The organism is Synechococcus sp. R70.1 (assembly GCF_047461675.1).
Classification (GTDB): Bacteria; Cyanobacteriota; Cyanobacteriia; order Thermostichales; family Thermostichaceae; genus Thermostichus.
In genome coordinates, this window is record NZ_JANSHR010000002.1 from 44081 (window position 1) to 63677 (window position 19597).

The following is a 19597-nucleotide window of genomic DNA, read 5'->3' on the forward strand; positions in this document are numbered from 1 at the left end:
ATCCCGCCAAATGACAAGCTGCGGCCCGAATCCCTCCGCATAACAAGGAGGATGCTGCTCCAAGAAGCTAAGAAACCTAGGATGGAAGCGCAGGCGAATCTTAGCCTCATCTTCTCCGCGCAAAAGGTAGCGGCGAGAAAAGTCGGGATGGTTCTCGAAATTGATATCCTGCATGCCAAAAGCTTTAGCAACGTCGTGGAACAAGGGAACTTCTGGGTGCAGCCGAAAATGAGGTAGCCGTAGGTCTTCGCAATAGGCCCAGAAAACAGAAGAGTAATACCCTCTCTCTCTTCTTCTTCTTCTGGAAGCCTTCCAGCTGTAGTCAAAGATGGCGATTTCGGTTCCATCGTTCAGTCGTTTGAACATCGAGTTGTAGAAACGAGCGCCGCTTCGTTGGAATAGCTCAAAGCCAGCCTGAAGCAAGCGGGAGCGGATCCCTTCGGGTAGCTCTGCTGAAAACGACATGCCCAGGCTCCTGGCCACCTGCTCCAAAGCTTCCCGACGCTTCTTCTCTAGATAGTCACCTAGATAGACGACAAGCGCCAGAAGGCCTAAGAGAATAAGGACCCAAATAATAAGCGATCCCATCCAAACCCCCCCTGAGTTTGTAAACTCAGCACCCCCATCCAGAGTACCATAGCAGGCACAAAAAAGGGATCCCTCGGGCAAGAAGGGATCCTGTTCAAAAGCATCAGTCAAGAACTAATGCTTTAGATGAAAACCTCGATTAGGCGTCGAAATAGAGCGCAAACTCGTAGGGGTGAGGCCGCAGGTTAATGGGGTTGATCTCGTTGTCGATCTTGTACTCGATGTAGGTCTCGATGAGATCCTCAGTGAAGACGCCCCCCTCCAACAAGAAGTCGTGATCCTTCTGCAGGCTTTCCAGAGCATCCAGCAGGGATCCGGGCGTGGAGGGGATCTTGGCTAGCTCCTCCGGCTCCAGATCGTAGATGTCTTTGTCGAGAGGCTCGCCGGGGTGGATCTTGTTCTTGATCCCGTCCAAGCCAGCCATCAGCATAGCCGAGAAGGCAAGGTAAGGGTTGCAGGTGGCATCTGGGCAGCGAAACTCCAGCCGCTTGGCCTTGGGGTTTTTGCCCGTTACCGGAATCCGAATGGCTGCGGAGCGGTTGCCCTGCGAGTAGGCCAAGTTTACCGGCGCCTCAAACCCAGGCACCAGGCGCTTGTAGGAGTTGGTGGTGGGGTTGGTGAAAGCCAGAAGGGCTGGTGCATGCTTGAGGAGGCCGCCGATGTAGTAGAGAGCTATCTCGCTGAGATCCGCGTAGTTGCCTTCTTGGTAGAAGAGGGGCTGGCCGTCTTTCCAGAGAGACTGGTGCGTGTGCATGCCGCTGCCGTTGTCGTTGAAGAGGGGCTTGGGCATGAACGTCACCGTCTTGCCGTGCTTGCGAGCCACGTTCCGGATCACGTACTTGTAAATCATCATGTAGTCGGCAGAGGTGAGCAGGTCGGCAAAGCGGTAGCCCAGCTCTCCTTGCCCGCCAGTGGCCACCTCGTGGTGGTGCTTTTCGATGGGCACCCCCAACTTGGCCATGGTTAGCAACATCTCGGTGCGGAGGTCTTGGTGGGCATCGGTGGGCGGCACAGGGAAATAGCCTTCTTTGTAGCGCGGCTTGTAGCCCAGGTTGCCCCCTTTCTCCTCCCGGCCTGAGTTCCAGCGGCCCTCAATGGAATCGACGAAGTAGTAGCCGGCGTTCTGAGTTTGGTCAAACCGTACATCTTCAAAGATGAAAAACTCCGCCTCGGGCCCAAAGTAAGCCGTATCGGCAATGCCTGTCGATTGCAGGTAAGCCACAGCCCGCATGGCTAGGCTCCGAGGACAACGGCCGTAGGGCTGGCCGGTGCGGGGTTCAATGATGTTGCAGATGAGGCTGAGGGTGGGCACTTGGAAAAAGGGGTCGATCCAGGCCGTTTTGGGGTCTGGCACCATGTACATGTCTGACTCGTTGATGGATTTCCAGCCTCGGATGCTGGAGCCATCAAAGGGCAGCCCTTCGCTAAAAACTTGCTCCGTCAACATTGAAGAGTGGAAGGAGACATGCTGCCAGGTGCCAAAGAGATCCACAAACTTGAGATCCACCATCTGGATATTGTTGTCGTGGATCATTTGGAGCACTTCTTGTGGGGTGGATGCCATGCCTTTCTCCTAACTTGACTTGGGTTGCGGTTGAAACTAAGACAGGCCGAAAGCGCTCACCCATCCTAGAAAGGCCGACACCAGCTTTTTGTATCTTCTGATACAAAGATGACCTGGTTCCAGCCTTCCCTTCGTCAAAGAGCAGCTCACCGGCAATCCGCGGGAGAACGAAAATGAAACTGACAAGCCTTGGCCTCCTTGAGGCTGCGGAATCGTGTTAGGCTAAAGCGTAGTCATTACGAGTTTGACTTGATAGTCCCGTTGCGGAAGGGGAGATAGAGCAATGACAAACCAAGGTCGGGTTGAGAATGTGGTCATTATTGGCTCGGGCCCTGCTGGGTTGACTGCAGCCATTTACGCTGGGCGCGCCAACCTGAAGCCGGTCGTGTTCGAGGGGTTTCAAGTGGGCGGGATCCCGGGTGGGCAACTGATGACCACCACCGAGGTGGAAAACTTTCCGGGCTTTCCCGAGGGCATCAGCGGTCCCCAACTGATGAAGAACATGCGCGCTCAAGCAGAGCGGTGGGGGGCAGAGCTTTACCCCGAGGATGTTACCTCTGTGGACCTCAGCCAGCGGCCGTTTGTGGTTCGCTCCGACGAACGGGAAGTGCGCACCCACAGCCTCATCATTGCCACCGGGGCTACGGCCAAGCGCCTGCACCTGCCTGGAGAGGAGATCTACTGGAACCGGGGCATGTCGGCCTGTGCTGTCTGCGATGGGGCCATGCCCATGTTCAGGGGAGTGGAGCTGGTGGTGATTGGCGGTGGCGATACCGCCTGTGAGGAGGCCACCTACCTGACCAAGTTTGGATCCCATGTCCATATGCTGGTGCGCAGTGGCAAGATGCGGGCCAGCAAGGCCATGCAAGACCGGGTGCTCAACCACCCCAAGATTACGGTGCACTGGCACACGGAGGCGGTAGAGGTTCTGGGCGACGGCCAGCGCCTGACGGGCGTGAGGGTGCGCAACAACCAGACCGGCGAGCTGCAGGAGATGGCGGTAGGGGGGGTATTCTACGCCATTGGCCACAAACCCAACACGGACTTGTTCAAGGGGCAGCTGGAGCTGGATGAAGCTGGCTACATTGTCACCCGCCCTGGTTCTGTAGCCACCAGTGTGGAGGGGGTATTTGCCGCTGGGGACGTGCAAGATCACGAGTTTCGTCAGGCCATCACCGCTGCCGGCACCGGCTGTATGGCGGCCATGCTGGCAGAGCGCTGGCTCTCGGAGCGAGGTCTAGCTCAGGAATATCCCGTTGTCCCGCCGAGCCAGCCGGAACCTGCTTCTGCTATCGAGGTAGAGCCTACGGGAGACTCTGCTGTCGAGGAGGCCGGTTTTGAGCAGGAGGTGCAAGAGGACCTCGACTTCAACCAAACTTGCCATGAAGGGGGCTATGCCCTGCGGCGGCTTTACCATGAGAGCAATCGCCTGCTGATGGTCAAGTACACGGCTCCCACCTGTACCCCTTGCCATGCCCTCAAGCCCATCCTGAACAAGGTCATCGAAGAGTTTGCCGACAAGCTGCACGTGGTGGAGATCGATATCGAGAAGGAGCCGGAGATTGCCGAGGCCGGCGGGGTAACCTGTACGCCAACGGTGCAGTTTTTCAAAAACAAGGAGCTGGTGGCCCAGGTGGTGGGCGTCAAGCCCAAGTCCCACTACCGCGAGGTGATCCAGGCCAACTTGTCCGAATCAGCCTAGTCTACCAGCTAGTCGGCAAAGGCACTGGAGTAGGCGGCCTGTAGAGCTGCCAAAGAGACCGACAACACGGGATCCCCTTCTGCAGTAGTCACCACCAAGGGATCCGCTGGCCCGCCCACCTGTCCTAGAAGCTGCCACTGGCCGGGAAGCTGCGACTCTAGGTAGGCTTCCCAAGGGGAGCGCTGGGCTGGATCGACGGAAACGAGGATGCGGCTGGATCCCTCGCCAAAGAGAGCTAGATCCCAACGGGTAGACGGAGAGGGGATCCAGATCTGGGCCCCTCGTCCGCCGCTGAGGCAGGCTTCCGCCAGCGCCACGGCTAGTCCCCCCTCACTGCAGTCGTGGGCAGAGCGCACCCACCCCTGCCGGATGCCGTGGCGGCAGGCCGCTTGCACCTGCCTTTCCAGTTCCAGATCCACGGGCGCGGGCCGGCCTGTAACTTTCTGGTAAATGACCGCCAAGTACTCACTCCCCCCCAGGCTGGCGACGGCCTGGGATCCCAAGAGGTAGATGAGATCCCCTTCTTGCTGCCACCCCTGGCCACAGATGAATTTCAAGTCCGGAATGAGACCCACCATGCCGATGACAGGAGTGGGGTAGATGGCCTGGGATCCCTTCTCGTTGTAGAGGGAGACGTTCCCCCCGGTTACCGGCGTGCCCAGGGTGCGGCAGGCATCCCCAATCCCCCGACAGGCCAGGGTCAACTGCCAGTACACCACCGGATTTTCCGGGTTGCCGAAGTTAAGGTTGTCGGTTACCGCCAAGGGATCCGCCCCCACGCAGGAAAGGTTGCGGGCGGCTTCGGCCACAGCAGCTTTGGCCCCCTCATAGGGATCCAGGTACACCCAGCGACCATTGCCGTCTACGGTGGCGGCAATCGCCTTGCGGGAAGCCTGCAGGGGTGGCACTTCGCCTACGCCAAATTTCTGGGGGCGGATGCGGATGACTGCCGCATCTCCCTGTCCCGGCCAAAGGACGGTGTTGTTTTGCACCTGGTGGTCGTACTGGCGATAGATCCAGGCTTTGCTGGCCAGGGTGGGGCTTGCCAAAAGCTGTAGCAGCACCTGCTCCCACGCCAGCGTTTTCTGGGGTAGGTGGATCCCTTGCCGGTCGCAGGGGGGAAGGGTACTGGGATCCCATTGCCAGGCTGCCTGCACATACTCCGGCGGCTCTGGCAACACGGGACGGACGTATACAGGGGTATCCTCCGCCAAGGCCCGCGCCGGCACTCGCACCACGCAGGATCCCTGGTGCCAGATCTCCACCAGCGGCTCGGCAATGACTTCCCCAACCACGCTGGCCTGCAGGCCCCAGCGGTGGAAGATCTCTATGACCTCTGCTTCCCGGCCTTTCTGCACCACCAGCAGCATCCGCTCTTGGGACTCCGAAAGGAGGTATTCCCAAGCTTCCATGCCGCTTTCTCGGGCCGGCACCCGGTCGAGGTCGAAGCGGATCCCCACCCCTCCCTTGGCCGCCATCTCCGCGGTGGAGCAGGTGATCCCGGCAGCGCCCATGTCCTGCGCGGCCACCACTGCTCCTATGGCAAAGGCCTCTAGACAGGCCTCGATGAGACATTTGCCGAGGAAGGGATCCCCCACCTGCACGGCTGGCCGGTCTTGGTGCGCATCTTCTTTCAGCTCGGCGCTGGCAAAGCTGGCCCCGCGGATCCCATCCCGCCCGGTGGTGGCGCCGACATACAAGACAGGGTTGCCCACCCCCCGCGCTGCCGACTTCACCACCGCTGGCGTCTCCAAAAGCCCCAAAGCCATGACGTTGACCAGGGGGTTGCCGCTGTAGCAGGGATCCACGGCCACTTCCCCCCCCACCGTGGGCACCCCCACGCAGTTGCCGTAGTGGGCGATCCCCTCCACCACTCTGGCCATCAAGCGGCGGTTGCGGGGATCCGTCAGCGGCCCAAAGCGCAGGGAGTTGAGCAGGGCAATGGGGCGGGCGCCCAGGGTAAAGATATCGCGTAGGATGCCCCCCACGCCGGTGGCCGCCCCCTGGAAGGGCTCCACGGCTGAAGGGTGGTTGTGGGACTCGATTTTAAAGGCCAGCCAGTCCCCATCCCCCAAATCCACCACGCCGGCATTTTCCCCCGGCCCCACCACCACCCGCTCGCCCGCAGTGGGAAAGTTTTTCAGCAGAGGGCGAGAGTTCTTATAGCAGCAGTGCTCCGACCACATCACCCCAAACATGGCCAGCTCGGTGGGGTTGGGATCCCGGCCCAGTTGCTGTTGGATCTGTTGATACTCCTGGGAAGAGAGGCCGTGGAGCTTCAGCTCTTCAGGGGTAGGGGGCATAGGCACCAAGGCTAAGTCAACAAAGCGGGCCCCAAAAGGCGGGCCTGGCGTTCTTCCAGTATGTGGCGCAGGCGGGGCCACTGCTGCAGCTCAGGGTCTTGGGCAATAAGCTGCTCTGCCGCCTGGCGAGCCAACTGCAGCACCTCTTGGTCGTCCATGAGGCTGGCCAGGGCAAAGTCGGGCAGCCCCGACTGGCGGGTGCCCATCACCTCCCCCGGCCCCCGGAAGCGCAGATCCATCTCGGCAATGAAAAAGCCATCGTGGGACTGCTCCAGGACTTTGAGGCGGCGCAGGGCCTCTTCGCTTTCGGAGGAGGTCATGAGGATGCAATAGGCCTGGTCGGAGCCCCGCCCCACCCGTCCCCGCAGTTGGTGGAGCTGGGAGAGGCCAAAGCGCTCGGCATGCTCTACCAGCATCACCGAGGCGTTGGGCACATCCACGCCCACCTCCACCACCGTGGTGGAAACAAGAATATCCAGCTCCCGCCGGCGAAAGGCCTCGATAACCGCCTCCTTCTCGCTGCTGCTCAGGCGCCCGTGCAGCAGGCCCACCCGGAACTGGGGGAAGACTTTCTCCTGCAGGCGCTGGTGCTCTTCAATGGCCGACTTGAGATCCAGCTTCTCCGACTCCTCAATCAAAGGCAGCACCACGTAGGCCTGCCGCCCCTGGGCAATTTCCCGCTCGATAAGCCGCACCACCTGCAGGCGATCCCCCGGTCGAGCTACCACCGTATGCACCGGCTTGCGCCCCGGGGGCAACTCGTCAATCTGGGTTACGTCCAGATCCCCGTGCAGGGCCAGGGTAAGGGTGCGGGGGATGGGTGTAGCCGTCATGGTCAGGACATCGGGGTGGTCACCTTTTTGTTGTAGGGCAGCCCGCTGCTCTACCCCAAAACGGTGCTGCTCGTCGATGACCACCAAGCCCAGGTTGCGAAACTGCACCGCCGGCTGGATGAGGGCATGGGTGCCGACTACCAGGGGCAGCTCCCCGGTTTGCAACTGCCGCAGGATCTCGCGCCGCTTGGCGGGGGGTGTGGAGCCAGTCAAGAGTTCAACGGGCACTTGCAGTTGGCTGAGCCACTCCACCAGCTTGCGGTAGTGCTGCTCGGCCAGGACTTCGGTGGGAGCCATGAGGGCCGCCTGCCAGCCGGATTGAATGGCTGCCAGCAAGGCCGCCACCGCCACCACCGTTTTGCCGGATCCCACATCCCCCTGTAGCAGGCGGTTCATGGGCAAGGGATCCCGCAGATCCGCCAGGATCTCATCGATGGCCCGCTGCTGGCCCGCAGTAAGCTGGAAGGGCAGGATCTGGTAGAAGCGATCCAAGAGCTCCCCTCTGGCGGGCTGGTAGCGAGGTACAGCCTGAGCTTGGGCGCGGTAGCGCTGCCGCCGCTGCAAGAGGCTAAGTTGCAGATAGAAAAACTCGTCGAACACCAGCCGCCGCCGGGCTTGGGCCAGCAGCTCTCGCGTTTCAGGAAAGTGAATCTGCTGCAGGGCAAGGGGCAAGTCCAAAAGCTGCAACTGCCGCTTCAGGTTCTCTGGCAAGGGATCCTCCACCAAGGCGGCTGCCGGCAGGGCAAGCTGGACGGCCTTGCGCACCAGATCGGCGGGGATCCCTTCTGAGAGCGGGTAAACGGGCAGGATCTTGCCCAGCTTGTCCGGATCCTCGCCCTCTCCCCCCAGCACCTCCAGTTGCGGGTTATCCAGCGTCAGGCCAAAGCGGCCTCTCTTCACCAAGCCACTGGCCGCCACCACTGCTCCCTTGGGGTATTGCCGCTCTAGGGCTGCCTGCCAACTGCGCTGGGCAAATTGCCGCCCGCTGTAGAAGCGGCTGAGGGTGACTATGCCGCTTTTGTCGGCAATCTTGAGGTTCAAGATGGTCAGCAAGGGGTTCTTGGGGCTGGTGAAGCAGCTGCAGCTTTTCACCGTCCCCACCAGGGTGACCGTCTCCCCCACCTTGGCCTGGCGAATGAGCACCCGGCGAGAATAGTCCAGGTGATCCCGTGGGAAGTAGTAGAGGGCATCGCGCACAGTGTGCAGGCCCAGTTGCGCCAGCTTCTCCGCTGACTTGGGGCCAATGCCTTTGAGAAATTGCAGAGGCTGCTCCAAGCTAAGGCCCTTGGGCGGGGGCAAAGCAGGGCTGGGTGGGGCAAAGTGGGCTTGTTCTTGCTGGCGCCGGAGACGCTCCAGCCAGCGGCGGGTTTCCGCCACCAGGTGCTGCCGCTCCGACAGCTCTAGCTGGGGGTAGAGGCGATAGCGGGATCCCAGTTCCCGCCAGCGCCGTCGCTCTTCCCCATCCAGCTTCCAGACAGGGGGGGGATCCTGGGCAAACACGCTCTGCAGAAATTGGGAGAAGGTCTGCTCTCGCCCTCGCAGGTCGGTAAACCCCACCTCTGCTTCTAGGGAAAGGGCGCGCTGAACTCGCTGGAGATCCACCTGGGTCAAGCTGCTTCCGGGCTGGCTACCGGTAGTATCTCTTATCCAACTTTAGCCAATGGCAACACTCACCCATTTGACCACTAAAAAGGGCCTACCCAGGGGTAGGTCCTGCAGAGCAGCCTTTTGCTAGAAACTAGCTGCGAGCCAGGGCGGATCCCAGGAGCACGGCCATCACTGCCGGCACTAGGGCAATGGCCAGGATGGTGAAAACTTGTGCGTCGGTCATAGCCAACTCCCTAAAACCCTGCCCCCCACTTTACCTTGGCCAGCGGCCAGACCCAGGGCCGAAAAACATTCTTTACAAAGCCCCCCCTGGCCCCTGGGGATCCCCTGGCCTAGCCCCTCTGTGTTACGATGTTGCTCCGTAGGACTGTTGCGACGGCAGGGCGCTGCTGGGCTTTTTTTGTCGGCAACGTTTGCTTTTGGTGTCACCATGGTAGCCGCTCCCCAAAGCTTGACCACTCCCCGGGACAACCTGGCCATCTTGGCGGAAACGGATCCCCTCGTTTACCGCCTGATTCAGCAGGAGCTGAACCGGCAGCGGGATCACCTGGAGATGATCGCCAGCGAGAACTTCACCTCGCCGGCTGTCCTGGCGGCCCAGGGATCGGTGCTCACCAACAAGTACGCCGAGGGGCTGCCCGGCAAGCGCTACTACGGTGGCTGCGAGTTTATCGACGAGATCGAACAACTGGCCATCGACCGCGCCAAGCAACTGTTTGGAGCAGCCCACGCCAATGTGCAGCCACACTCCGGCGCCCAGGCCAACTTTGCCGTTTTCCTGGCCCTGCTGCAGCCGGGAGACACGATCATGGGCATGGATCTCGCCCACGGTGGCCACCTTACCCATGGCTCGCCAGTCAATGTCTCCGGCAAGTGGTTCCGCGTGGTGCACTATGGGGTGGATCCCAAGACGGAGCGGATCGATTTTGACCAGGTGCGGGATCTGGCCCTGCAGCACCGGCCCAAGCTCATCATCTGCGGCTATTCGGCCTATCCTCGGGTCATTGACTTTGCCGCTTTCCGTGCTATTGCCGACGAGGTGGGGGCCTATCTGATGGCCGATATCGCCCACATTGCCGGCCTGGTGGCCACTGGGCACCACCCTAACCCCGTGCCCATCTGCGATGTGGTAACTACCACTACCCACAAGACGCTGCGGGGGCCACGCGGGGGCCTGATTCTCACCCGCGACCCGGAACTGGGCAAAAAGCTGGACAAGGCGGTGTTCCCCGGCAGCCAGGGTGGGCCGCTAGAGCATATCATTGCCGGCAAGGCGGTGGCCTTTGGGGAAGCGCTGCAGCCCAGCTTTGTCCAGTACTCAGCCCAGGTAATCGCCAATGCCCAGGCGCTGGCGGCGACTCTGCAGCGGCGTGGCATCCGCTTGGTTTCGGGGGGCACCGACAACCACCTGATGTTGTTGGACCTGCGCTCGGTCTCGGCGGTGCTGGAGAAAAACGGGGCAGCAGATCCCGTGATGACGGGCAAGCGGGCGGATCGCCTGATGGACGAGATCCACATCACCGCCAACAAAAACGCCATCCCCTTCGATCCGCAGCCGCCCCTCGTGGCCAGCGGCCTGCGTCTGGGATCCCCGGCCTTGACCACCCGCGGCCTAGGGCCGGCAGAATTCGAGGAAATCGGGGAGATCATTGCCGATTGCCTGTTCCGACCGGAGGATCCAGGCGTTCTTGAAGACTGTCGTCAGCGGGTTGCTCAGCTCTGCCGCCGTTTTCCGCTCTACCCTCACTTGGGATAACCGCCATCCTCGCTACGGCCTGCCATGCCCTACTTGGTTGCCTTTCTCGCTGCTGCCTGTGTGGTCTTGTGGGCAACCCCGGTGGTGAAGGCGGTCGGGATCCGCAGCGGCCAGTTGGATTTTCCTGACGAGCGTAAGATCCACCGGAAGCCGATGGTGCGCCTGGGGGGGGTCTCCATCTTTTTCGGCAACCTGGTGGCGCTGCTTGTGCTTTGGGGAGCCGGAGCCTTTGCCGGCCTGCGCCCCGAGCAGGAGTACGAGATCTGGGGGGTGACGATTGGCGGCGTTTTGTTTTTCCTAATTGGCTTGGCGGATGATCTGTTTCAGTTGTCGCCTTTTTCGCGCCTGGCGATGCAATTTGGAGTGGCTGCGGCGGCTTGGGGAGTGGGGGTGCGCATCGAATTTATCAACCTGCCGCGGATCGGCATCTGGCCGTTCCCTGCATGGCTGAGCCTAGTGATTACCTTGCTGTGGCTGGTGGGGATGGCCAATGCCATCAACTTTATGGACGGGCTGGATGGCTTGGCGGCAGGGGTGTCGGGGATCGCGGCAGTCGTGATGCTGATGGTAACCCTGCTCTTGGATCGGCCGGCGGCAGCCATGCTGGCGGCAGCCTTAGCGGGGGCTTGTCTGGGGTTTTTGCGCTACAACTTTAACCCGGCGCAGATCTTCATGGGGGATGGGGGAGCCTACTTTCTCGGCTTCACCCTGGCCGGGATCGGGGTCATTGGGGTGGCCAAGGGGGTGACCACCCTGGCGGTGGCCCTGCCGTTTTTTATCCTGGCCGTGCCGATTCTGGATATGTCTGCTGTGATCCTCAAGCGCTTGGCCAGAGGCAAATCCCCTTTCCATCCCGACAAGGGCCACTTGCACCATCGCCTGCTCAAGGCTGGCCTGTCCCAGCGGCATTCGGTGCTGCTGATTTACGCCATGACCCTCTGGGGGGGATCCCTGGCCCTGGCCTTGGCGGGCTTGCCGGCAGGGGGCACCTATCTGGGCGGGGCCTCGCTGGTGTTGGCGGGGGTGGCTTGGGGAGCTTGGCAACGGCATCGCCAGCGGCAACAGTCTTCTGAGGATTCCGAAGCTCAAGCAGAGCCAATCAACTCAAAAAAGGATTAAGCTCGGCTTGTTCCCAGCCGCCTGCCTGCCTAGACTGGAGGGGATCCCGTCTGCCGCCTTGACCAATGCGTCCTACACCGGAGCTGGCAGCCCTTTTGCGCCGCACCGCCGATCGCCTGCAAGCTCAGCACTGGGGTTTTTGGGATCGCGAGTACTGCTGGCGGGATAGCACCCGCTGCAATTGTGGCCTTTTGGTGCGGGAAGCCCTGGGCTGGGATCAGCAGCAGCTTAGCCTGCACATCCACCGCGGCACCTGGCGCTCCATTGCCCAAACGGCCTACCGCACCGCTGCCTATGTCGCGAGGGATCCTTCCCACTGCGAGGCTACGGGCCTACGGCTGGGATATGTGTTTGAAAAGATGGCAGAGCTGGGGTTTGACCAGCCAGAAGACTTTGCCGCTCTCGAAGAGCTAAGCGATCCGGTCATCCTGGCCCGCCTGGCCGAAAAAGGGGTAGAGCCGCTGCGGCGCGACTACGCCCCCCACGTGGCCCTCTACATGCGGGAGCTGGCCGACTGGATTGAGGAGCAACTGCAGGCCCAGGCTCAGCTCAGCCCCTTGACTCAACCTCTGCCCAAAGCTAAGGCAACAGAAGTAGCCGTCCGCCAGCCGCTACGCCTGCGGTGAGGGGCAAATCCCTCAGTTGGAGTCTTCCACCATCAGCACGTGGGTTGGGATTTGTGGAGGAAGAAGCTTGCGGCCCGACAAGAAAGCTAGCTCGATTAGAAAAGCAAACCCGCCTACCTGGGCGCCACTCTGAGCCACCAGTTCAGCCGTGGCGGCGGCGGTGCCGCCAGTTGCCAAGACATCATCCACAATCACCACCCGATTGCCAGGGCGCAGGGCGTGGGCTTGTAGTTGGAGCTCGTCTTGGCCATACTCCAGCGTGTAGGTTTGGCTGAGCACTGGCGGCGGCAGTTTGCCGCGCTTGCGAACGGGGACAAACCCCAAACCCAGGTGTTGGGCCAAGGCAGCCCCCAAAATAAACCCCCGCGACTCAATGCCCACCACGTAATCTAGGGATCCCATGGTGGCAGTGCCGGCGGCCAACTGTTCGATAGCGGCCCGAAAGCCCGCTGGATTCTGCAGCAAGGGGGTTATGTCGCGAAAGAGGATCCCGGGCTTGGGAAAATCGGGCACTAGGCGGACAAGGGGGCGCAGATCCATGAGTTCTCCTGGCTTAGCAGTGGCCAGCTCAAAGGGTGTAGAAGGCCGCTCCCAGCAACCCATCATAGCCGCTCAGAGCCTTAGCGAACGGGTTTCCTTTTGGCCAAGCTGGCAAGGCCGGAGATTATAATTGCAAGGCTAGGGGCCGCGGCTCATTCTTTTTGTTCCTGACCTTGGAGATTTCCCATGCGCTATTACATGGCCATTGACTCCAACCCCCTGGCAAGTTTGCCCCTGGCGCTGTTTGGGGTGGGCAGTGAGTCAGCCTACGTTGACCTGCTTCAGGACAAGCTAGTAGTGCGGGCGGGCAACTTGTTCAACGAAACCTTTTCTCTAGGCGAGTTGGGACGCGGGGAGCGCTTCTCTTGGCCCTGGTTCTACGGCCTGGGCGTGCGCACCGATTTCCAGGGACTGGTTGGCGCGGTAACCAGCACCCAGGGGGTGATTGCCATTCCGCTGCTCCAGGAAAAGATGCTTTTCATTCCCTTGGTAGGTCCCCTGGGGCTGCAAGTACCCTGCAAAAAGCTGGTCTTCAGCCTCCGGGATCCGGATACCTTTTTGGCCAATTTCAACCAGGAGCGCCCCGATGGCGGGCCCAAGAGTGTGGTGATCGAGTAGCTAGGGCCGGCTACTTTGACAAGACCAGCACCTCGGTGACGGGACCCCGCTTGCGGCCGTGGCAGTTGATGGCGCGGCTGGCCACGATGGTGTGGATAGGATAGCCCCTGTACAGCTCTCGCACAAAAGTGCAGTCTGAGTTGGACAGCAGCACCTGCACGCCTCGGTCGGCCAGGATCCCAAAGACTTCTCGCAAGCGGATCTGCTCCGCTTGGCCAAAGGCGTACTGACTGTAGGCGGTAAAGCTGCTGGTTTCTGAAACCGGGTAGTAGGGCGGATCCAAATAGACAAAATCGCCGGGCTGGGCCCGCTCCAACACCTGCTCAAACGACTGCACCAAGATCTTAGCCCGTTGCAAGACACGGCTAGCAGCCCGCAAGTTGTCGGCATCACAAATGCGCGGGTTGCGGTAGCGGCCTAGGGGTACGTTGAACTCGCCGCTGGCGTTTTCCCGGTAAAGCCCGTTGTAGCAAGTTTTGTTGAGGTAAATTAGCCGCGCCGCCCGCTGGACAGGGTCAACTGGCTTGGATGCCCGCAGGGCGTAGTAGTAGTCGCGGCTGTGGTGGGCCTGGTGGTAGGCTAGCAGTGCCACCACCTCCTCCACCCGATCCCTCACACAGCAGTAGGCGTTGACCAAGTCAGCGTTGATGTCGGATAGCACAAAACCCCGCTCGGGGTAAACCTGGGCCAGGTGGAAAAACACCGCCCCGCCACCCAAAAAGGGCTCATGATAAGTGCCCCAGTCGCGGGGGAAGAAGGGCTCGTACTGGCTTAGCAGCCCCCATTTCCCTCCTGCCCACTTGAGGAAGGGGCGGGCTTTGAGGTGCTCCCTCCCCCTCTGCAAGGAGCTCCTTCCGGCTACGCCAAAGGCCAGCTGGCTGCAGCCCCCTAGTCTTGATTCTCTTCCAGCAGCTCTTCCAGCACCTCGATCCAATGCTCCAGTTCCTCCAACCCCTGCAACACCTCCTCCGGCTCGCTCAAGTCCACCTGGAGCAACTGGGCCGATTCTCCCCAAGTCAGGGATCCAGGCGGGCTAGCCAGCCAATTTAGGTAGCGGGGCAAAAAGGTACGCGGAGACAGATGATACTGGCGGTGGCAGGCCAGGGCAACTAGGCTGGCCAGGCTGACCTGAGGGGCGCTGAAGGGTCGCAGAAACAGCTCCGGCATCCCCACCCAGCAGAACTGGTCTTCCGGCAACAGCTCCACCGCATCGCCGCACAGCTCCTGGATCAGCTTTAGCCACTCTTCGCCGACCCAGGAGGTAGGGCTGGCCTTGGAGGAAGCTAGTGGAGCGGTGTTCTCCGAGCGATAGAGGAGCAGCTCCAGCCGGGCAATCAGGCTCTGGTAAAACACGGCCTGTAACTGCGCCTCCAGGTGGTGAATCAAGAGGGCCTGGGCCAAGGTAAAGACCTCCAGCCCGCTTGCACGATTTCGAAGAGGGGGTGGCGCCGGTGTACCCCGTGCCGCCCCGAGCAGGTAGTCTAGCAGCACCTGCTGTAAAAACGCGGTATGCACCCGAATTTCCCAGGAGGGCTGGACAGATCCCTGCAGCTCCTCCAGATCCAGCCAAACTCGAGGCCCCTCAGGCCGGAGCCGCCGGCTGAGGGCTTCAAGGGCTTGCAGCAGGGAGGCAAGGGGTTCACTTCCTGGCCATGGCCTCTCTGGATCGCCAGGGGGTGCCTCCCGTTCGGAGCTGACTTCCAGTAACCAGGGTTTGGCGTGGGCCGCGCACTCAGGGCAGAACTCTTGCAGGGCTGCCCAGACCAGGGAGGTGGCTTCGGCAGCAGCAAGAGGTGGGACGGGCTCCCCCCAGGGTGCATAGAGGTCGCAGAGGCGAATGGAGCGGCTCATGGCGCGGCTTTTCAGGCGGTAGTAGCGCTGGAACAGGTCGAAGCGATCGTGGATCCCGTCCAGCAGATGTTCCCAAAAGGGCTGGCTGAGGCCGTGGCGAGCCAGGTAAAGGTCGGCAGCAGAATCGTAGCCCCGCCACTGGGCCTCCCAGAGGTGGTCGCGAACTAGGATGCTGAGAATAAACCCTCCCAGCTCCGCATGGGCTTCCAGATGGTGGCACAAGCGCTGGTAGGCCGCCCAGCGAACCTCGGCACTGGGATGGGTTTGCAGGTTCTGGAGGTGGGCAAGGGTGTTAGCTGACTGCTGTTGGGGAGGCAACAGGCCCTGGTCGCCGAGGGAGCTGAGGGTGACTTGCCACAACTGCCGCCAGGCCAAGCGTCCAGCCAGGCGCTGCTGGTGCAGTAAGCGCTCTAGAGGCTCCGCCTGTCGGTGACCCCGCTGGTGGAGGAGGCCACACAGAAACTGACGAAAGGGGCGTAGCCGCGGCTCGACATGGGCAGCAGCTAAAAGATCCAAGCGCCCATCCTCTGGCGGCAACTCGGCGGCAGAGTCGTCGGGGGAACCAGCCAACAGCGACTGCAGCTCTAGAGAGAAAAACAGCAAGTGGCTTTGCAGGGAGATAGCCCGCTCCAGATCCCGCCAGCTTGGAGCCTGAAGAGGGGTAGCCGGGATCCCTTCCCTGCCCTCCGCAAGCTGAGCCGCCAGAGCTTGCGTTAGCTGCGACAAGACTTGCAGCGCCTTCCCCAGCTCTGGTGGGCTGAGCTGGGCCACCTGCCCCCGGTAGCAGCGGGCAAACTCCTGCACCTGCTCCTCCAGGTCCTTCCAGGCTGGGGCGCCTTCTTGCCCAGAGCTGGAGAAACGCTCAAAAGGGGGTTCAGCAGCAGAAGAGACCACTGGCACCAGCCTCCTAGAGATGGGGGCAACCCCTCCGTGGCTTGGCGGCTGAGCAGACCCAGTAGCCTCTGATCCCAGTCAACTCTAGAGTCACCGCTTCCCAGGGATAAGCCTGCACAAGCCAATGTACTTCCTCCAGGATAGGTGTCGGGAGACAATCATTCGGTGGAAAAGCTTTCCGGAGGAGGCGACGCCTTTGTTTGCTCAGGTCACTGCTGCTGCTCTCCTGGGACTCAAGGCCGTGCGGGTCACGGTGGAGGTGGATGTGGGCGGTGGCTTGCCCCAGATTATCCTAGTGGGGCTGCCAGACACAGCCGTTCAGGAGGCCAAAGAGCGGGTGCGGGCGGCCATCAAGAACTCCGGCTTTGCCCTGCCGCAGCGGCGGATCATCGTCAACTTGGCTCCCGCCGATCTGCGCAAAGAGGGCCCCAGCTTTGATCTTCCCATCGCCATCGGCATTCTGGCTGCTGCCGGGGTCATCGAGAAAGAAGCGCTGGCCAACACCCTGCTGGTGGGGGAATTGGCCCTGGATGGCACCTTGCGGCCCGTGGCCGGAATCCTGCCCATTGCCGCCGGTGCCGCTGAGATGGGGATCCGCCGCCTGGTGGTGCCCCAGGAGAATGGCCCGGAGGGGGCTTTGGTGCAAGGGATCCAGGTGTACGGGCTGCCCTCCTTAGCGGCGGTGGTGAGCTGGCTGCAAAACCCCCAGGGGGTTGAGCCGCTGCGGATCCAGCCGGAGCAGCTGCTAGCAACTGAACCAGAACCCCTGTTGGATTTGGCCGATGTGAAGGGGCAAGAACAGGCCCGACGGGCCTTGGAGATTGCGGCAGCCGGCGGGCACAACCTGCTGCTGGTGGGCAGCCCAGGAGCGGGCAAGACCATGCTGGCGCGTCGTCTGCCCGGCATTTTGCCTCGGCTGCAGTGGGAGGAAATGTTGGAGATCACCCGCATCTACTCAGCAGCCGGCCTGCTGCGGCAAAACCTGCACTTGGGAGGCCAAACCCCCCTGATCGCCCAGCGGCCCTTCCGTGCTCCCCACCATTCGGCCTCGGCAGTGGCGCTGGTGGGCGGTGGCCCCTACCCCAAGCCTGGCGAGATCTCCCTGGCTCACCACGGTGTCTTGTACTTGGACGAACTGACGGAATTCCGCCGCGAGGTTTTGGAGGTGCTGCGCCAGCCCCTGGAAGACGGCAAGGTTACCATCTCCCGCGCCCGCCTTTCCCTGGAGTTTCCCGCCCAAACCACCCTGGTGGCCTCCACCAACCCCTGTCCCTGCGGCTTCTACGGGGATCCTGTTCAGCCTTGCACCTGCACGCCGCAACAGCGGGAGCGCTACTGGTCGAAGCTCTCCGGCCCCCTGCTAGATCGCATTGATTTGCAGGTGTGGGTCAACCGCCTCAAGCCGGAAGAAATTGTCCGCCTTCAGGGTGGCGAGTCGTCCCAAGCGGTGCGGCAGCGGGTGGAACAGGCGCGGCAGCGCCAACGGCAGCGCTTCCAGGACGAGCCCGGGATCCACTGCAACGCCCAGATGCAGCCCCGCCACCTGCGGCAGTGGTGTGCTCTCTCGGATCCCTGTCGCAAGCTCCTCGAGAGCGCCATCCAAAAGTTAGGCCTCTCTGCCCGGGGGAGCGACCGCATCCTCAAGGTGGCCCGCACCATCGCCGATCTAGAGGGTGCCGAGGCCATTGCCCCCACCCACATCGCCGAAGCCATTCAGTATCGCAGCCTGGACCGCGGCCGGCCTGCCTTAAGCTAAGGGGAGGGAGAAATTTGCCCCTTGTGCACTTGCAGGATTTGCGCTCCCTTGAGCCAAGCGGCGTCGAAGGAGCCCAGGTGGGTGGTGGTTACCAAAGTTTGCACCCGCTCTTGAATAGCCTCCAAGAGTTGGTTTTGGCGGTGCAGGTCCAGCTCCGCCAGCACGTCGTCCAACAGCAGCAAGGGCGGATCCCCCTTCACCTGCTCGATCAGCTCCAGCTCCGCCAGTTTGAGGGCCAAGACCAAGGTGCGCTGTTGCCCCTGGGATCCGTAGGCGCGGGCAAGCTGTCCGTCGAGGCTTAGCTCCACCTCGTCTCGGTGAGGGCCGACTAGAGAGGTGCCCAGGGCCCGTTCGGCAGCGGCCTTGGCACGGATCTCCGCCAACAACTGGGCTTGAACCCCTTCGGGATTGGCCTGGGGATCCAGCAAAGGCACCTGCGGACGGTAGGCAAGGCTGAGAGTCTCCCGACCACCGCTGATGACTTGGTGCCAGTGGGCGGCTAGCGGCTCCAGACGCTGCAACAGCCGGGCGCGGCGGCGCATGATGCGACTGCCACTGGTGGCCAGCTGAGCGTCCCAGAAGGCCATCTGCAAGTCCCTGTCGCTGGCAGCAGCGGGATCCTGTTTTAGGAGGGCATTGCGCTGCTTGAGGATCTGGCGATACTGCTCCACCAGGCCAAGGTAGGCCGGCTCCAGCTGCAGCAACACCCCATCCAACCAGTTGCGCCGCGCCTCTGGCCCCCCTCGCACCAGCTCCAGATCCAGGCTGGAGAAGACCACCGCATTCACTTGCCCTAAGAACTCAGATTGTCGCCGTAGCGCCTGGCCGTTAACCTTCAGGGAGCGTCCCCCTTGGCTGCGTAGCTCCATCACCAGCTCGTGGGCTACCCCTAGCCGCTCCACGGTGGCGGCAATCCGCGCCTTCTCTTCCCCCTGCTGCACCATCTCCCGATCGCGACCGGCCCGCCGCGAGCGCAAGGTGGCCAAGAGCTCCACTGCCTCCAAGAGGTTCGTCTTGCCCTGGGCGTTTTCCCCCACCAGGATGGTCTTGGGTGCCTCGAAGGGGATCCCTTGATCCCGGTAGTTGCGAAAGTGCCACAGATGGAGAAAACATAGGTACACTTGGTGCGCCTTTGGCTTGGGGGAACGGCCCTCGCCAAGGAGGGCTTCCACTTTAACGCATAGCCTAGGAACAGGCGCACCTGGCTTCAGCCAAGGAGGGGCTGACCGAGAAAGCTGGGCTCCTGGACGCAACAGCTGCCAAGTCCAGTCACTAGAGCTGCGTCAGCTAGTTAGTGAACCAGGGGTTGGAGCAGGTGCAGCTTGTTGCGGCAGGCGTAGGGCTGTCAAGTTTAGGTGGGAAATCCCTGTTGGCGTAGGGCTTCAAAGAGGGCAATGGCGACTGCATTGCTGAGGTTAAGGCTGCGCACCGGCCCGCTCAAGGGGATGCGCACGCTGGGATAGGTTTCCAAGAACATGGGATCCAAGCCCCGGCTTTCGCTGCCAAACACCAGCCAGTCTCCGGGTTGATAGGCCACCTCGGTGTAAAGGGCCTTGCCGCGCACGCTAAAGCACCAAAATCTTGCCTCGGGGTGGGCTTGCACCAGGGCCTCCCAAGAGGGGTAGCGATGCAGTTGGACGTGCTCCCAGTAGTCTAGCCCCGCCCGCCTGAGGTAGCGATCCGAGAGGCGAAACCCCAAGGGATCCACGAGGTGGAGGGGTGTGCGGGTAGCGGCACAGGTGCGGGCGATGTTGCCCGTGTTGGCCGGGATCTCCGGAGCCACCAAGACGACGTGGAAAGGCATAGGCTCAGCTCACTTGCTGCCAAAGCCGCGGCTGT

General features: G+C 61.8%; 16 protein-coding genes. 6 read left to right on the forward strand and 10 right to left on the reverse strand.

The annotated features are described in order from the left end of the window. Positions 1-588: hypothetical protein (locus tag NW807_RS00245; protein ID WP_414424949.1), on the reverse strand; the 588-nt coding region annotated here is incomplete at its 3' end. 139 nt (positions 589-727) lie between these two features. Continuing rightward, positions 728-2152, reverse strand: a complete 1425-nt coding sequence (gene glnA, locus NW807_RS00250; RefSeq protein ID WP_414424950.1) for a type I glutamate--ammonia ligase — start codon at positions 2150-2152, stop codon at positions 728-730. Positions 2153-2435: 283 nt separating this feature from the next. Here glnA and trxB point away from each other — a divergent pair, with 283 nt between their 5' ends. Further along, positions 2436-3854: a thioredoxin-disulfide reductase gene (trxB, locus tag NW807_RS00255; protein WP_414424951.1), complete on the forward strand. Its 1419-nt coding sequence runs from the start codon at positions 2436-2438 to the stop codon at positions 3852-3854. Positions 3855-3862: 8 nt separating this feature from the next. On the opposite strand, the gene purL is transcribed toward trxB, so the two are convergent. The 3 genes from purL to psaM form a co-directional block, all read right to left on the reverse strand. After that, a complete protein-coding gene (gene purL, locus NW807_RS00260; protein WP_414424952.1) occupies positions 3863-6157 on the reverse strand; it encodes a phosphoribosylformylglycinamidine synthase subunit PurL in 2295 nt (764 codons plus the stop codon). 11 nt (positions 6158-6168) lie between these two features. Then, on the reverse strand, positions 6169-8592 hold the full coding sequence (recG, locus tag NW807_RS00265) for an ATP-dependent DNA helicase RecG (protein WP_414424953.1): 2424 nt from the start codon (positions 8590-8592) through the stop codon (positions 6169-6171). 136 nt (positions 8593-8728) lie between these two features. Beyond that, positions 8729-8821 (reverse strand): photosystem I reaction center subunit XII, encoded by a 93-nt coding sequence (psaM, locus tag NW807_RS00270; protein ID WP_414332959.1) that lies wholly within the window; start codon positions 8819-8821, stop codon positions 8729-8731. Between the two features lie 207 nt (positions 8822-9028). Between psaM and glyA the strand changes: the two genes are divergently transcribed. From glyA to NW807_RS00285, 3 genes are all read left to right on the forward strand, one after another. Further along, the gene (gene glyA, locus NW807_RS00275; RefSeq protein ID WP_414424954.1) at positions 9029-10354 is read left to right on the forward strand and encodes a serine hydroxymethyltransferase; all 1326 of its coding nucleotides are present in this window, start codon (positions 9029-9031) and stop codon (positions 10352-10354) included. A gap of 24 nt (positions 10355-10378) precedes the next feature. After that, a complete protein-coding gene (locus tag NW807_RS00280) occupies positions 10379-11473 on the forward strand; it encodes an MraY family glycosyltransferase (RefSeq protein ID WP_414393143.1) in 1095 nt (364 codons plus the stop codon). 65 nt (positions 11474-11538) lie between these two features. Further along, positions 11539-12099, forward strand: a complete 561-nt coding sequence (locus NW807_RS00285) for a hypothetical protein (RefSeq protein ID WP_414406246.1) — start codon at positions 11539-11541, stop codon at positions 12097-12099. 12 nt (positions 12100-12111) lie between these two features. On the opposite strand, the gene NW807_RS00290 is transcribed toward NW807_RS00285, so the two are convergent. After that, positions 12112-12639: an adenine phosphoribosyltransferase gene (locus NW807_RS00290; RefSeq protein ID WP_414346831.1), complete on the reverse strand. Its 528-nt coding sequence runs from the start codon at positions 12637-12639 to the stop codon at positions 12112-12114. 186 nt (positions 12640-12825) lie between these two features. Here NW807_RS00290 and NW807_RS00295 point away from each other — a divergent pair, with 186 nt between their 5' ends. Then, positions 12826-13257 (forward strand): hypothetical protein, encoded by a 432-nt coding sequence (locus NW807_RS00295; protein WP_414346832.1) that lies wholly within the window; start codon positions 12826-12828, stop codon positions 13255-13257. A gap of 10 nt (positions 13258-13267) precedes the next feature. On the opposite strand, the gene NW807_RS00300 is transcribed toward NW807_RS00295, so the two are convergent. Both NW807_RS00300 and NW807_RS00305 read right to left on the reverse strand, forming a co-directional pair. Continuing rightward, complete coding sequence (locus tag NW807_RS00300; RefSeq protein WP_414424955.1) at positions 13268-14101, reverse strand: DNA adenine methylase; 834 nt, start codon at positions 14099-14101, stop codon at positions 13268-13270. A gap of 44 nt (positions 14102-14145) precedes the next feature. Continuing rightward, positions 14146-16002 (reverse strand): peptidase M3, encoded by a 1857-nt coding sequence (locus NW807_RS00305; RefSeq protein WP_414424956.1) that lies wholly within the window; start codon positions 16000-16002, stop codon positions 14146-14148. Between the two features lie 196 nt (positions 16003-16198). Here NW807_RS00305 and NW807_RS00310 point away from each other — a divergent pair, with 196 nt between their 5' ends. Then, complete coding sequence (locus tag NW807_RS00310; RefSeq protein ID WP_414420237.1) at positions 16199-17758, forward strand: YifB family Mg chelatase-like AAA ATPase; 1560 nt, start codon at positions 16199-16201, stop codon at positions 17756-17758. Here NW807_RS00310 and recF read toward each other — a convergent pair. Both recF and NW807_RS00320 read right to left on the reverse strand, forming a co-directional pair. Then, positions 17755-18879, reverse strand: a complete 1125-nt coding sequence (recF, locus tag NW807_RS00315; RefSeq protein ID WP_414393779.1) for a DNA replication/repair protein RecF — start codon at positions 18877-18879, stop codon at positions 17755-17757. The two genes, NW807_RS00310 and recF, sit on opposite strands and share 4 nt — an antisense overlap. Positions 18880-19109: 230 nt before the next feature. After that, positions 19110-19562: a tRNA (cytidine(34)-2'-O)-methyltransferase gene (locus NW807_RS00320; RefSeq protein WP_414393134.1), complete on the reverse strand. Its 453-nt coding sequence runs from the start codon at positions 19560-19562 to the stop codon at positions 19110-19112. Positions 19563-19597: the final 35 nt, after the last annotated feature.